The 15,154-nt window shown below is 72.4% G+C and carries 7 protein-coding genes; 6 read left to right on the top strand and 1 reads right to left on the bottom strand.

Annotation, left to right across the window (positions count from 1 at the left end; translation table 11 throughout):
* The first annotated feature begins 32 nt into the window (after positions 1 to 32).
* The 4 genes from IE97_RS0114865 to IE97_RS0114880 all read left to right on the top strand — a co-directional run bounded on the left by IE97_RS0114865 (position 33) and on the right by IE97_RS0114880 (position 13,334).
* Positions 33 to 440, top strand: a complete 408-nt coding sequence (locus tag IE97_RS0114865) for a MazG-like family protein (RefSeq protein WP_051704977.1) — start codon at positions 33 to 35, stop codon at positions 438 to 440.
* A gap of 112 nt (positions 441 to 552) precedes the next feature.
* Positions 553 to 1,902, top strand: coding sequence for an MFS transporter (locus IE97_RS0114870; RefSeq protein WP_199807086.1), 1,350 nt, complete (start codon positions 553 to 555; stop codon positions 1,900 to 1,902).
* Positions 1,862 to 12,727, top strand: coding sequence for a hybrid non-ribosomal peptide synthetase/type I polyketide synthase (locus IE97_RS42955; RefSeq protein WP_030238539.1), 10,866 nt, complete (start codon positions 1,862 to 1,864; stop codon positions 12,725 to 12,727). The genes IE97_RS0114870 and IE97_RS42955 overlap by 41 nt, the downstream gene beginning before the upstream one ends.
* 58 nt (positions 12,728 to 12,785) lie before the next feature.
* A complete protein-coding gene (locus tag IE97_RS0114880; protein WP_030238543.1) occupies positions 12,786 to 13,334 on the top strand; it encodes a hypothetical protein in 549 nt (182 codons plus the stop codon).
* A 71-nt stretch (positions 13,335 to 13,405) separates the two neighbouring features.
* On the opposite strand, the gene IE97_RS0114885 is transcribed toward IE97_RS0114880, so the two are convergent.
* Positions 13,406 to 13,879, bottom strand: coding sequence for an ATP-binding protein (locus tag IE97_RS0114885; protein ID WP_051704978.1), 474 nt, complete (start codon positions 13,877 to 13,879; stop codon positions 13,406 to 13,408).
* A 151-nt stretch (positions 13,880 to 14,030) separates the two neighbouring features.
* Here IE97_RS0114885 and IE97_RS0114890 point away from each other — a divergent pair, with 151 nt between their 5' ends.
* Positions 14,031 to 14,945 (top strand): helix-turn-helix domain-containing protein, encoded by a 915-nt coding sequence (locus IE97_RS0114890; protein ID WP_030238552.1) that lies wholly within the window; start codon positions 14,031 to 14,033, stop codon positions 14,943 to 14,945.
* Entirely contained in the window at positions 14,942 to 15,139 is a 198-nt protein-coding gene (locus IE97_RS0114895) for a DUF397 domain-containing protein (RefSeq protein ID WP_030238556.1), read from the top strand. The genes IE97_RS0114890 and IE97_RS0114895 overlap by 4 nt, the downstream gene beginning before the upstream one ends.
* Positions 15,140 to 15,154 lie beyond the last annotated feature (15 nt).

Below are 15,154 nucleotides of genomic sequence, written 5' to 3' on the forward strand. Positions count from 1 at the left end.
GCTGTCACACCCACGTGGCAGGCTGCGGCCCCATGAACGATCAGACACCGCCCGAGCTGTGGACCGCCGTCGACGACCTGTGGGAGTGGCTCGGGAGCGTTCGCCCGGTCGAGGGCCGCGAGGGCCTGCTCCTGCGCATCCTGAAGCTGTCCGAGGAGGTCGGGGAGGTCTCCGAGGCGGTGATCGGCGCCACCGGCCAGAACCCTCGCAAGGGCGTCACGCACAGCTGGGACGACGTCCAGGCGGAACTGTGCGACGTCGTCATCACGGCCCTGGTGGCCCTGCGCACGCTCACGCCGGACGCGCGCGGCGTGTTCGCGCAACATCTGGAACGCGTGACGCGACGGTCGCTGGGCACGGCTCAGGTGCCGCCCCCGGCGACGGGCACGGCCACCACACGGGGCGGAGCGTCGGATTCCGCCGACGCGGAGCCGCATTGATCGCCGGATGTGGAACAACTCCCTGTTCACACGCCGTCGGCGGGTTACCCTGCGCTGAAAACGCCGAGCGGCCGACCCTGGCCCAACCAGGTTGAGGAGTCCGGTGACGGGGGTGGACTGGCGGTTTCGTGCCGTCGTGGTCGCGCATGCCGTGTCGGCGTACGGGACCTATCTGAATCTGATCGCGCTCAGCCTGTTCTCGTACGAGGTCACGGGGACCGCGCTGGGCGTGGGTGCCGTGATGGCCGTACGGCTGCTGTCCGGTGTGGCGGCGGGCCTCGCCGCCGGGGCGCTGACCGCCAGGGTCACGCGCCGGACCGTCATGGTGGTCACGGACCTCGCCCAGACCCTCGCCATGGTCGTGCTCGCGCTGTGGGCGACGGACACCCCGCTGTCAGTGCTGCTCGGGGCGGTGGTCGTGCTGGGCGCGGGGAACACGTTCTTCAACGTCGCCCTGCGCAGCGCGGTCCCGGTCATGGTCGGGCAGGACAACCGCGCCCGGGCGAACGGCGTGCTGGTCACAGCCCGTTCCACGGCCACGGTGCTGGGCTTCGCGTCGGCCGCGCCGGTCATCGCCGTCGGCGGTTTCGGGGTCGCGTTCGGCGTCAACGCCGCGAGCTTCGCGGTGTCGGCGGCGGCCGTGCTGGCTTTGAAGCCCCGTACGGACGACCATGACGTCGCGGTGAGCGAAACTCCCGCGGCCGGCCCGGACGACCACTCCCCGGGGACGGCCCGGACCGGGTGGCTGCGGCCTCACGTCGCGGGCCTCGCCGGGCCGTTGCTCGGCATGATCGCGCTGCGGGGTCTCGACGCGCTGGCGTCCGCGTCCCACAACGTGGCGCTGCCGCTGGCCGCTCACGAAGCCCAGCCGTCCGAGCCGGCGGTGTTCATGACCTGGTTCTGGTCGGCGTGGGCCGTCGGCACCATGCTCGCCCACCAGGTTCTCAAGCGCCGGTCGCACGGGGCTTCCTGGAGCGAGCGGGCCTTCGCGGTGGGCACCTGCGCGATGTCCCTCTGCTTCATGGCCGCGTTCACCGGACCGCCCGCCCCGGCCCTGATGGCGGCGGCCCTGGCGGCGGGCATCGCCGACGGCTGGACCGAGATCGTCTACACCTCGCGCCTTCAGGCGGCGCCCGACCGGCAGCGCGGCCGGCTGTTCGGCCTGTCCGCCACCGCCGAGCAGTCCGGTTTCGCCCTGGGCACGATGGCCGCCGCGGCCGCCCTCGAGTCCCTGCCCGCACTGGCCGTCGTGGGCACATTCCACGGGGCTGCGCTGTGCGGGGCGCTGATCCTTCTGCTGTTCACCGCTCGAAGCCGCCCTTCACCCACCGGCGAAGACCACTCGCCCGACGAAGACCACTCGACCGACGAGGGCAGCATCGACCGTCCGTCCACCGGCCACGAAGAGGGAGATGACACGCATGGAACGTCTACGGGGGCAGGCCGACTGCCGGGGTCCTGAGCCGGAGCGCACCGAGCACGACCCGGTCGACGCGGTGCGGGCGCTGCTGGACACAGCCCGGTCCGCTCCCGGCTCAGCCGTCGTCACCGTCGCCGCCGACGGCACGACGAGCTCACGGTCGTATCCCGAACTGCTCGGCGCCGCACGGCGGATGCTCACGGGCCTGCGGTCCCACGGACTGCGGCGCGGCGATGTGGTGGTGCTGTGCGGGCTGCCGCTGGCCGACTTCTTTCCCGCCTTCTGGGCCTGTGTACTCGGCGGTGCCGTACCCGTGGCCATCGCCGACCGCCCAGAGCCGGGCTCCCCTGCCGCGGAACGCCTGGTCCAGGCGTACGCATTACTCGGCCGGCCCCTGGTCCTGACCGACACTCCCGGCGCGGCGGCCGTCGACCGGGCCGCGCCCGGTGTGCGGGTCGCCCTCGCCGCTGACTGCCTGGAAGCGCCGCCCGCGGACGACCTCGTCGAGCCGGGCCCCTCCGACACGGCGCTGCTGATGCTGTCCTCCGGGAGCACCGGCGTGCCGAAGGCCGCCCGGCTGACCCACGCCGGGCTCGCGGACTTCGCGGCGAGCAGCCGGCGGATCCTCGACGTGCGCGCGGACGACACGATGGTGAACTGGCTGCCCGTCGACCACAGCGGGGCCTTCCTGCTCTACCACCTGCTCGCGGTCTTCACCGGCTGCACCAACGTCCACGCCCCCACCGACCGGGTGCTGGCCGAGCCGCTGCGCTGGCTCGACCTCCTCCACGAGCACCGTGCGCAGCACGGCTGGGCGCCGACCTTCGCCTACCGGCTGGTCGCGGACGCGCTCGCCGAGCGGCCCGACGGCCACTGGGACCTGGGCGGCCTCAAGTCACTGGTGTGCGGGGGCGAGCGGGTCGTGCTGCCGGTGCTGCGCCACTTCCTCGACGCGACGGCCCGGTACGGCGTGCGCGAGGAGCACATCGCCCCGGTGTGGGGCATGGCCGAGACGGTCACGGCCGTCACCTACGGCCGGCTGAACCGGCCGGGCACCGTGCACCGCCTGCTCAGGAACAGCCTGGGCGGCGACCTGTGCCGGGCCGGCGAGGACACCCCGGACGCCGACTGCGTCACCTTCGTCGCCTCCGGCTCGCCCGCGCACGGGGTCACCCTGCGCATCGTCGACGAGCACGGCCGCCTCGCCCCGCCGGGCCGGATCGGCGTCCTCCAGGTCCACTCGCCGGCGCGCCTGACACCCGGCTACGTCAACAACCCCGAGGCGGACGCGGCGGCCTACCCGGCCGGACGGGACTGGCTGGACACGGGCGATCTGGCCTTCCTCGAAGACGGCCAGGTCGTCATCACGGGCCGCCGCAAGGACGTGATCATCCTCAACGGGCACAACGTCTACTGCCACGAGGTGGAGGAGACCGCCATCGCCGTCGACGGCGTCCGGCAGGGCGAGGTCGCGGCTTGCGGAATCCCGCACACCGAGCGGGGCACGGAGGAGCTCGCGGTGTTCTTCGTCAGCCGCGGCGCCGCCGAGGACGAGCGGATCGCCACCGAGGTGAAGGCGGCGCTGTACACCCGGCTCAGGCTCACGGCCGCGTACGTGCTGCCCGTCCCGGCGGACGGGTTCCCGCGCACGCCGGCGGGCAAGGTGCGCCGCGCGGAGCTGCGAAACCGGCTGGTGGCCGGCGGTTTCGCCACGGTGACCGACACGGACTCCGGCACCGTGACCGACACGGACTCCGGCACGGTGACGCGGGTGCTGCGCGAGGAGTTGGGCGCCGTACTGGGCCGCCCGGTCGACGTGGACGTGCCGTTCTACGAACTCGGCCTGACGTCCGTACTGCTGGTGCGTCTGCGGAGCCGGCTGTCGGAACGCCTCGGGACACCGATCGCCCAGACGGCCTTCTTCGAGCACCCGACGGTCAGCGCGCTCGCCGCGCACCTCGCGGACCGGCCCGCGGCGACGGCCGCCCCGGAGCCGGGACGTGAGGACGGCTCGCCCGACCGCCGGGTCGCCGTCATCGGACTGTCCCTGCGCTTTCCCGGCGCGAACTCGGTGGACGAGTTCTGGGCCAACCTGCGGGACGGCGTGGACAGCGTCAGCGTGTTCGGCGAGCAGGAGCTCGCGGCGGCGGGCCTCACCCCGGAGCAGCGCCGCGCCCCGGGCTTCGTGCCCGTGGCCGGGATCCTGGACGGTATCGAGGAGTTCGACCCGGACTTCTTCGGGATGAGCCCCAAGGAGACCGGACTCACGCATCCGGCGCACCGGCTGTTCCTGGAGTGCTGCCACCGGGCCCTGGAGGACGGCGGCCACGCGGCGACCGCGCCCGGCGTCCGCGTGGGCGTGTTCGCCGGCTCCGGCATGAACCTCTACGACCACCAGCGGCCGTCCGCGACCGGGGCACCGTACGACCCGGCGGACCCGGCCTCCGGCATGCAGACGGCCATCGGGCAGGAGCCGGACTTCCTCGCTACGCGCGTCGCCTACCGGCTCGGCCTCACCGGCCCGGCGATCGGTGTGCAGACGGCGTGTTCCACGTCCCTGGTCGCCGTGCACCTCGCGGTGCAGGCGCTGCTCACCGGGGAGACGGACCTGGCCCTGGCGGGCGCCGCGGCCGTGCACCTGCCCCAGGAGACCGGCTATCACAGCCACCCCGGTTCGATCCTCTCCCCGACCGGACGCTGCCGCGCCTTCGACGCCCGGGCCGACGGCACCGTCGGCGGCAACGGCGTGGCCGCCGTCCTGCTCAAGCGCCTGGACCGGGCGCTGGCCGACGGCGACACCGTGCACGCGGTGATCCTGGGTTCGGCCGTCAACAACGACGGCGCCGCCAAGGTCGGCTTCAGCGCGCCCGGTGTCGAGGGGCAGGTGGACGTCGTACGCCAGGCGCTGCGCCGGGCGAAGGTGCCCGCGGAGACGGTCTCGTACGTGGAGGCGCACGGTACGGGCACGCGGCTCGGGGATCCGGTGGAGCTCACCGCGCTGGCGCGGGCGCTGGGCGAGGGACGCGGCGGACCGTGTGCGGTGGGCTCCGTGAAACCGAACATCGGGCATCTGGACAGCTGCGCCGGAATGGCCGGGCTCATCAAAACGGTCCTCATGCTGCGCAACCGCACGCTGGTGCCGACGCCGCACCTGACCGAACCCAACCCCGAACTCCCGGTCTCCGACGGCCGGTTGACGCTCGTCACGGAGCTGCGACCCTGGCAGGTGCCGGCCGGCGTGCCCCGCCGGGCCGGGGTCAGCGCGCTCGGCGTCGGCGGCACCAACGCCCACGTGGTGCTGGAGGAAGCCCCGCCCGCCCGTCGGAGAGCCGTTCCCGAACTGCCGGTGCTCGTGCCCGTGTCGGCCCATGACACGGCAGCCCTGGACGAGTTCACGGCCGCCCTCCGCGACCGGCTGTCGGACATGCCGGACCTCCCGGCCGCCGACGTGGCCGCCACACTCGCCCTCGGCAGGCCGCACCGCGCTGCACGCACCGCCGTGGCCGGCCGCACCGCCGGCGACCTCGCCCAAGCGCTGGGGAACCTCGAAGCCCCCCGCCCGGAGCCTGTCCCTCTCGGCCCGCTCGCGTTCGCGTTCGCGGGCCAGGGCAGCGCCCGTCGCGGCATGGCGAACGGCCTGTACGCGGCGCACCCGGCCGCCCGGACCACGCTCGACCGGTGCGAGGAGCTCTACGCCCGGGAGTTCGGCGGAAGTCTGCTCACGCGGCTGCTCACCGCCCCTGATCCGGCCGGCGGCCCCGCGGCGGACGAGATCTGGCCCACCGAGACCGCACAGTCCGCCCTCTTCGCCCACCAGGCGGCGCTGGCGGACGCATGGCGGGCGGCCGGCCTGCGCCCCGCGCTTCTGCTCGGCCACAGCGTCGGCGAGTACGCGGCCCTGTACGCGGCCGGCGGCCTCACCTTGGAGGACGGACTCCGGCTCACCGCCTGGCGCGGGCGCCTCATGCAGGACCGATGTCCCACCGGGGGCATGCTCGCCGTCCGGACCGACCAGGCCACCGCACGGCGGGTCGCGCAGGCCGCCGGCGCGGAGCTCGCCGCGGTCAACGGCCCACGCGCCCAGGTGCTCTCGGGCCCTCCGCAGGTCTTGAAGGAGGCCACACGGCTGCTCGACCAGGAGGGCGTGGAGTGGCGTGCGCTGCCCGTCGACCGGGCGTTCCACTCCGCGGGGATCGACAACGCGCTGGACGAGTTCCGGGCCCGTGCGCGCGACGTGACGTACCGTCCGCTGCGCACCCCGATGGTGACCACGGCCGACGGTGAGCTGCGCCGGGCCGGCTGGACGGCCGACGCGGAGTACCTCTGCCGTCAGGCCCGGCAGCCGGTCCGCTTCGACCTCGCCATGGACGCGGCCGTCGGGCAGGGCTGCCGGGACTTCGTGGAGATCGGCGCCGGGCGGACCCTCACCGGCCTCGGCCGGCACTGCGTACCCGACAGCCGCTGGCTGAGCGGCCAGGGCGACGGGGACGGGGCCGCCGAGCAGGCGCACGGGATCCTGACGGCGCTCGGTTCGCTGTACCGCAGGGGTGCGGACCTGGACTGGCAGGCGCTCGCCGGTGACGGGGGCCGGGTGTCGCTCCCGGGGCATCCGCTGCGGCGGCGTGCGGTGCCGTACCGGATCGAAGCGCCGGTCACCGCTCCGACGAGGCCGGAGCCGTCCGGTGAAGTCGTGGAGTTCATCAGGAGGTTGGCAGCGGACAAACTGGGGCGCCCGGTCACGGACGTCACACCGGACAGCTCGTTCTTCGAACTGGGCGCCGACTCACTCTCCCTGATGAGCATGACGACCGAGCTGGAGCAGCGGTACGGCGTCCGGGTCCCGATCCGGGAGGTGTTCGACTCGGCCGACTCGCCGGGGAAGCTGGCGGAACGGGTGGCGCGGCTGCGGGGAGAGGTGCCGTCGGCCGAGGAATCACCGGCCGCACCCGCTGCCGCGCCCCCGCCGTCGCCCCCGGACGAGGTCCACGCCCTGTTCGGTCAGCAGTTGCGGCTGGCGGAGCAACTCGTCGGCCAGGTGGGGGAGATGATCTCCCGCCAACTGGACGTGCTCGCGGGGGCGTCCGGCACGGCGCAGACGCCTGCCTCGGATGTCCCGGCACGAACGCCCGCCTCCGATCTGCCGACACCGACGCCCGCTTCGGTGGTACCGGAACAGACGCCCGCCTCGGCTGTCCCGATACCGACGCCCACCCAGGTTCTCCCGGCACGGACGCCCGCCTCCGATCTCCCGACACCGACGCCCGCCTCGGCGGTACCGGAACAGACGCCCGCCTCGGTTGTCCCGGCACGGCCGCCTGCCCAGGTTCTCCCGGCACGAACGCCCGCCTCCGATCTCCCGACACCGACGCCCGCCTCGGCGGTACCGGAACAGACGCCCGCCCAGGTTCTCCCGGCACGGGCGCCCGCCCCCGGTCCGTCCACGTCCCCCGCCGGGAACGGCGACTTCAGCCTCTACTTCTTCGGCGACTACCCCCAGGACACCGACCACGACAAGTACGGCCTGATCATGGCCGCAGCCGACTTCGCGGACCAGCACGGCTTCCACGCCCTGTGGTTCCCCGAACGGCACTTCAACTCGTTCGGCGCCCTGTTCCCCAACCCCTCCGTACTGGCCGCGGCCCTGGCCGCCCGGACCAGCCGGGTCCGGCTGCACGCCGGTTCCGTGGTGCTGCCGTTGCACCATCCGGCCCGGGTGGCGGAGGAGTGGTCGGTCGTCGACAACATCTCCGGCGGCCGGACGGGCCTGTGCTTCGCGAGCGGCTGGCACGCCACCGACTTCGTGCTCGCCCCGGAGAACTTCGGCCGGCACCGGGAGGTGATGTACGAGCACCTGGCGACCGTACGGGACCTCTGGTCGGGGCAGCCCCTGAAGACGACGGCGGGTGACGGCACCCCGGTCGAGATCCGTCTGCACCCACGCCCGGTACAGCAACGGCCGCCGATGTACGTGGCCGTCGTCGGGAACCCGGACAGCTATCGCCGGGCGGCCGCCGAGGACCTCGGCGTCGTCACCAACCTGATGACGCAGACGGTGGAACAACTGGCCGAGAACATCGCGCTGTACCGGCGTTGCCGCGCCGAGCACGGTCTCGACCCGGCGGCCGGGCGGGTGGTGGTGCTCGTCCACACCTACCTCGAGGACGACGCGGAGCGGGCGCGTGCGGAGGCGTACCGGCCGTTCCTGTCGTATCTGCGCTCCTCGCTGTCCCTCTTCGACCAGGTCACCAACAGCCTGGGCTTCCGGGTGGACTTGGAGAACACCTCCGAGGAGGACGTGGAGTTCCTCCTGGGCCGCGCCTACGAGCGCTACTGCGACTCCCGCGCGCTGATCGGCGACGAGCAGACGGCCGCGGACACCGTACGGCGTCTGCGGGCCGCGGGTGCGGACGAGATCGCCTGCTTCGTGGACTTCGGCGTGCCGAAGGAGAAGGTGCTGGCGGCGCTACCGCTCCTCGACCGGGTACGCGGGACGGCCCCCGGCACCGGGCCGCAGGCGTCGCCCGAGCCTGAGCCGCCGCGCCGGCGTGCGCTCACTTCCGCCCAGCGCCGCATCTGGTTCCTGGAGCAACTGCACCCGGGCACCCCCATGTACCACGAGCCCAAGGCGATCCGTCTGGACGGCCCGCTGGACGTCCCGGCCCTGCGATGGGCACTGCAGCGGGTCGCGGACCGGCACCCGGCCCTGCGCACGGTCTTCGGCGACACGTCCGGCGTCCCCTACCAGGAGATCCGCGACCGCATACCGCTCGACTGCCCGCTGGAGGACCACACGGGCTCGACGGAGGAAGAGGCCCTACGGCAGATGCTCGCGGCACATCACGGACTCGACCTCACCACGGGCCCGCTGGTCGCGGCCCGCCTGCTCCGCCTGGCTCCGGACCACCACCTGCTCTTCCTCCTGGCCCACCACATCGTCTTCGACTCGTCCTCCACGGCCGTACTGGCCCGCGACCTGGCCGCGTACTACCGAGCCCGGCGGGGCGGAGGTCCCGGACCACGCCCTCTGCCCGAACTGCCGGCGGCCACCCGGCCGGACCCCGCGTCCCTCGACTTCTGGCGGCAGCACCTCGGCGACGCACCGGAGCTGACCCTGCCCACCGACCGCCCCCGCCCACCGGTCAGGTCGGGAGCGGGCGCGAGTGTCACGCACGACCTCGACGCTCGACTGACGGAGGGGCTGCGGAAGTTCGCCGCCGGTCACCGCGCCACCCTCTTCATGGCACTCACCAGCGCGATCGGCGCGGTCCTCGGCAGGTTCAGCGACCAGCGGGACGTGGTGATCGGCACGGCGGTGGCGTCCCGCCCGGTCGGTGCCGAGGACCATGTGGGGCTGTTCCTCGACACCGTCCCACTCCGCCTGGACCTGACCGGCGACCCGGACTTCCCGACCCTGCTGCGCCGCGTCCGCGAGAGCAGCACAGCGGCGTACGAGCACAGCGGCGTCCCCTTCGACGAACTGGTCAGCGCGCTCAACCCGCGCCGCGACCCGGGCCGCAACCCGCTGTTCCAGGTCATGGTGGAGTACGAGAACGAGGGCGAGGCGGAGTTCGACCCGCCCCACCTGACGTCCACCCTGCTCGACCTCCCGAGCGACCGCGCCCCCTTCGACCTCAGCGTCTACCTCACCCACCACCGGGCCGGTGTCCGCTTCATGGTCGAGTACGACACGGCCCTCTTCGACGGGGCGACGGTGCGCCGCTTCGTGGACTACGTGGAACAGGTGCTGCGCCGCGCGCTGGACACCCCGGACGCGCCACTCGCGGACCTGACCGCCCTCACGGCGGCCGACCGCACGACCCTGGCTCGCCTGGAGCGCACCGAAGCGGAGGCAGCCCCCGGCACCCTGCACGGCCTGTTCGAACAGCAGGCGCTCCGCACGCCCGACGCCGTGGCGCTCCTCGGCGACGAAGAGCGGGTGTCCTACGCGGAGCTGGAGGCCGCGGCCAACCGCCTCGCCCACTTGCTCCGCACCCGGGGCGCCGAACGGGGACAGCGCGTGGCGGTCCTGCTGCCACGAGGCCCGCAACTGATCACGGCCCTGCTGGCGGTCCTCAAGACGGGAGCGGCGTACGTCCCCCTGGACCCGTCCGTCCCCACCCCACGCCTGGCCCTGCTCCTCGCCGACACGACACCGGTACTCCTCCTCACCTCCAAGGCCACCGCACACCTGGACCTCGAACACTCCGTGCTGCGGGAGCTCGAACCCCCCGTACTGCTCGTGGAATCGGCGGACGCCACCCTCCCGTCGACCCCGCTCGCGGACGGCGCCGGCCCGGAGGACCCGGCCTACTGCATCCACACCTCGGGCTCGACCGGCCACCCGAAGGGCGTCGTCGTACCCCACCGGGGCCCCGCGAACCTGGTCCAGCACCACCTGAGCCGCCATCCCGCACTCCGCACCCTCCAATGGACGTCACCGGCGTTCGACGTCAGCGTGCAGGAGATCTTCACGACGCTGGCCTCGGGAGCGGCGCTGGTCCTGGTCGACGACGCCGTACGGCATGACCCCGCGGCACTGGCCGAGACGGTGCGCCGCCACGGGGTGCAGCGGATGTTCATGCCCTGTACCCCGCTGAAGTACCTGATGGAGACGGCCCCCGAGCTCCCCTCCCTGCGCGAGCTGTTCTCGGCGGGGGAGGCGCTCCACCTCACCCCGTCCTTCCGCCGCTTCCTCTCCGCACACCCGCACTGCGCGCTCTACAACCAGTACGGCCCCACGGAGACCTCGATCATCGTCACGTCGCACCGCGTCGACCCGGCCGGCGAGGACTGGCCCCCGATCGGCACCCCGGTACCGGGAGCGCGCATCGTGCTGCTGGACGACGAGGGCCGACAGGTCCCGGTCGGGGCGGTGGGCGAGATCCACGTGGGCGGGGTCGCGGTGGCGCACGGCTACCACAACCGGCCGGCCGAGACCGCTGCCGCGTTTCTCGACGACGGCACGGGCGGGCTGCTGTACCGCACGGGCGACCTGGGCCGCAGGCGCACGGACGGCACCCTGGAGTACCGGGGCAGGGCGGACGACCAGGTCAAGATCCGCGGCTACCGGGTCGAACCGGCCGAGGTGCAGGCCGCGTTGACGGCGCTCCCGGCCGTCCGGGACGCGGCGGTGCTCCCGCGCCGGGACCGCCACGGCGACACGGAACTGGTGGCGTACGTGGTCCTGGCCGAGCGGGCGGCCTGGCCCGCCCTGCGCGCCGCGCTGGCCACCGAACTCCCCGGCCACCTGGTACCCCGCCGCTGGGTCCCGCTGGACCGTCTCCCGGTGAACTCCTCAGGCAAACTCGACCGCACGGCGCTGCCCGAACCCGGTGAGGACACGGCCGAGGAGACCCCGCGGTCCGTCCCGGCCACGGCACTGGAGAAGACCCTGCACGACGTGTGGTGCGAGGAACTGGACACCTGCCCGGTCCCGATGACGGTGTCCTTCTTCGAACTGGGCGGCCACTCACTGAGCGCGATACGCCTGCTGAACCGGGTCAAGGAGGTGGCCGACATCGACCTCACGATGGCGGACTTCTTCCTGGACCCGACGATCCGGGGCATCGCCGCACGGGGTGACCGCGTCACAGACACCGCACCCATGCCCTCCACCCTGCGCCGCCTGTGGCACCGCCACCACTCCCTCCCGGACCCGAGCGTCTACAACGTCGCCCACCGCATGGACCTCCACGGCGACCTGGACCCCGGCACGCTGCACGAGGCCCTCAGGGACGTGGTGGCACGCCATCACGCACTCCGCAGCAGGCCGGTCCGCAGGCAGGACGGCCGTTACGAGGTCGAGGTCCTGGCGGAAGTCCCGGTGTCCCTGCCGGCCACCGACCTCACCGGGAAGCCCGAGGACGTGGTGGACCACTGGTGCCGCGAGCAGGCCTCCACCCCGTTCGCGATGGACCAGCCGCCCCTGTTCCGCTTCGGTCTGGCCCGGGTGGCACCGGACCACTGGATCCTGATGACGGTCTTCCACCACGCGGTCTGCGACGGCTGGTCCCTGGGCATCATCAGGCGCGACCTGCAGGACCTGTACAACGCGCAGAGGACGGGCAGCACACCGCAACTGCCCCCAGTGACCCACCACTTCACGGACTTCGCCCGCGCGGAACACGACCTGCCCGACGACCGCAGAAAAATCCTGGAACACTTCTGGCGCACGGAACTGGAAGGCATCCCCCTGCGCCCGCAGCTCCCCTACGACCACCCCCGCCCCCACACCCTGTCCGGCCGGGGCGCCCTGCACACCTGGACCATCGCCGACGGCACCCCGTCCCGCCTCACCGCCACGGCGACCCGTCTGGGCACCACGCCCTACACGGTCCTGGCGGCCGCGTTCGCGAGGTGGCTCGGCACGCTGTGCGGTGAACGGAACGACATCGTCCTGGCCGCGTCCAGCGCGAACCGCGTCCACCGCGACCGCTCGGACATCGTCGGCATCCTGGGCGACGCCGTACTGGTCCGGGCCCGCCTGTCCGAGGCCGACTCCTTCCCCGCCCTGACAGCCCAACTGAGCACCACCCTCTTCGAGGCCCTGGACCACCAGGAACTCCCTCTGACGGACGTGGTCTCCGCTGTCGCACCGGACCTTGGGAACGCACTGTTCCCGACGGTCCTGTTCACGGTGATCACCACAGAGCCCCCGTCCTTGCACCTCCAGGACGTCCACACGACGATCCGCTCCCTTCCCATCCAGGGCGTGGCCCGCAACGAGTTCTATGTGGTGATCACCCCGGAAGCGGACACCATCACGGTGACGTTCGAGTACTCGACGGACCTTTTCACGAGGGAGACGGTGGAGGAATGGGGCCGGTCCTTCACGCGGCTGTTGAAGGAGGTGACAGGGGCTGCTTGACCGCCACGGCAACGGGGCCGCCGATCCGGCGCAGCGTCTCACTGCCGACGACCTCGCCGTGCTCGTCGCCGAGGACGACGACCAGGCCGACGGTGCGGACGGCAAGGACGCCGCGCAGCGCACGCCGGGTGGCGGCCAGGGCGAGGAAACACGCGCAGACAGGTTCTTCCGTCAACTCGCGGCGGACGACTCCCCCGAGACAGTGGAGGCCGTCCGCGCGCTCCTCACCCGCTGGGAGAAACTCGGCGGCTGGATCGGGCACGGGGCGGGCCAGGTCACGACCAGCGCGTTCCTCATGCTGGGTCAGGCGGGCGCACCCGGCCGCGGCATCTGGCCCTTGACGCTCTACCCGGGCACCGGGCGTGGCGGCACGGCGGAAGTGGTGTTCCAGCACCTGGCCGCCCGTGAACCGTTCACCGACCGTGCGCTGCGTGCCGAGTTCCTCAGGCGGCTCAACGAACTGGAGGGGGTCGACCTCCCGGAGGGCAAGCTGGAGCTGCGTCCCAGTTTCCGTCTGTCGGTGCTGGAGAAGGACCGCAACCGTGAGCTGTTCGCCGAGACCCTGGCGTGGTTCCGGGACTGCTGGGAGAACCGGGAAGCAGCCTGATCGCCCGGCTCCTCTCCTGGGGCTCGTGCGACCAGGAGAGGGGCAAGCCAGGGACCACCCTGATGACGTGACTACTTCGCGAGCGCGTACTCGGCCCAGACGGTCTTGCCCGGTCCGTCCGGGCGCGGGTGCCAGTCCCAGCGAGCGGCCAGGTGCGAGACGAGGAGCAGCCCGCGGCCGGTTTCCTCGGCGTCCGGGTTGTCGTGGGCGGCGGGGCGGCGAGGGATCCGTTCGGCGCGGGTGTCGGTGACCTCGACGCGGACGGTGCCGCCGTCGGCGGTCGCGTGAACGCGGAGACGGAAGTCCCGGCCGGCGACGTGTCCGTGCCGGACCGCGTTGGCGGTCAGTTCGGCGACGATCAGGAGCAGGTCGTCGTGGTGGTGGCAGTCGTACGGGATGCCCCACTCATCCAGCCGGAGGGCCGTCAGGCGGCGGGCGAGGCGGGCGCCGCGGGGCGTGGAGGTGAAGCACATCTCGAAGAAGCGGCCGGTCTTCGCCGGGTCGCCGAGTTCGGTGGTGCTGCTGGTGCTGTCGGGCTTGGTCATCACGCTGATTACGGTCCCGTTGGTGGCGTAGCGTTACCAGTGGTGACGCACAGACGCGGTGCAGCTGTACGCGCCGTGTGCGGCCTGGTACGAGATGCGCGGCGTGACGGCGTCCGGGGGCGGGCGTTGGGCCGGGGAGGCGGTGGCTGGGATGACGGAGCGTGCGGGTGCGGACGCCCTGGCGGGCGGGGGCGGTGGAGCGGCTGTGAGTCTTGGAGACGCTTGGGAGAGCGGCGACGGCGGGGTGGGGCGGCGGCCGGAGGACGAGGCCGGGAAGGGCGTGGTCTGCGCGTTCGGCAAGAACCTGAAGACACTGCGCCTGCGGGAGGGGCTGGACCGGGAGGAGTTCGGCCGGCGGATCGGGTACTCGGCCGCGACCGTCGCCTCGTACGAGCAGGGGCGGAGGATCCCGTCGCCCAGGACGATCGACCGTGCCGATGAAGTGCTGGGCGCGGGTGGGTTGTTGAGCGTGTGGAAGGAGGAGGTGGAGCGGGCGCAGTATCCGGGGTTCTTTCAGGGGATGGCGGCCTTGGAGAAGGAGGCCATTGAGCTGCTCGCCTACGACATGATCGTGGTCAAGGGCCTGCTCCAGACAGAGGAATACATGAGGGCACTGCTGGCCATGCGGCGTCCCCTCCTCGACCAGGAGACCATCGACCAGCGAGTGGCAGCGCGGTTGGCCAGGCAGGACATCTTTGACCGGCGGCCGACGCCGCTGCTGAGTTTCGTCATGGAAGAGTCGGTGCTACGGCGCCCTTACGGCGGAAAGGACGTACTACGGGGGCAGCTTGAGCATCTGCTCCTGATCGGCCAGAAGCGGAACGTCGAGATCCAGGTCATGCCGCTCGACTGCGAGGACAACGCCGGTGTGAACGGGCCGTTCACGGTCGTCACGCGGAAGGACGGCAAGAAGTTCGTGTACGCCGAGGCGCAGGGAATCGGCTCTCTTCAGATCGACCCGGAACAGGCGACTCTCGCAAACGCCCGCTATGGGATCATCCGATCACAGGCTCTCACTCCGCGAGAGTCACTGGAGTTCATCGAAGGGTTGTTGGGATCGCTATGAACAACGCTGAGTCCTCGACCGTCGCCTCGGGCCGTGCCTGGTTCAAGAGCAGCTACAGCGGAACTGAGGGCGGCGATTGCGTAGAGGTCGCGGCCGATACCGCCGCTGTCCACGTCCGGGACTCCAAGGACATCGCCGGGCCCGTTCTCACGGTGTCGCGTGAGGCTTGGGCGGGCTTCGTCGAGTTGGTCTGACACTGGTACGGCCAC

It is taken from the genome of Streptomyces sp. NRRL S-455, assembly GCF_000717875.1.
In the GTDB taxonomy this organism is placed as follows: domain Bacteria; phylum Actinomycetota; class Actinomycetes; order Streptomycetales; family Streptomycetaceae; genus Streptomyces.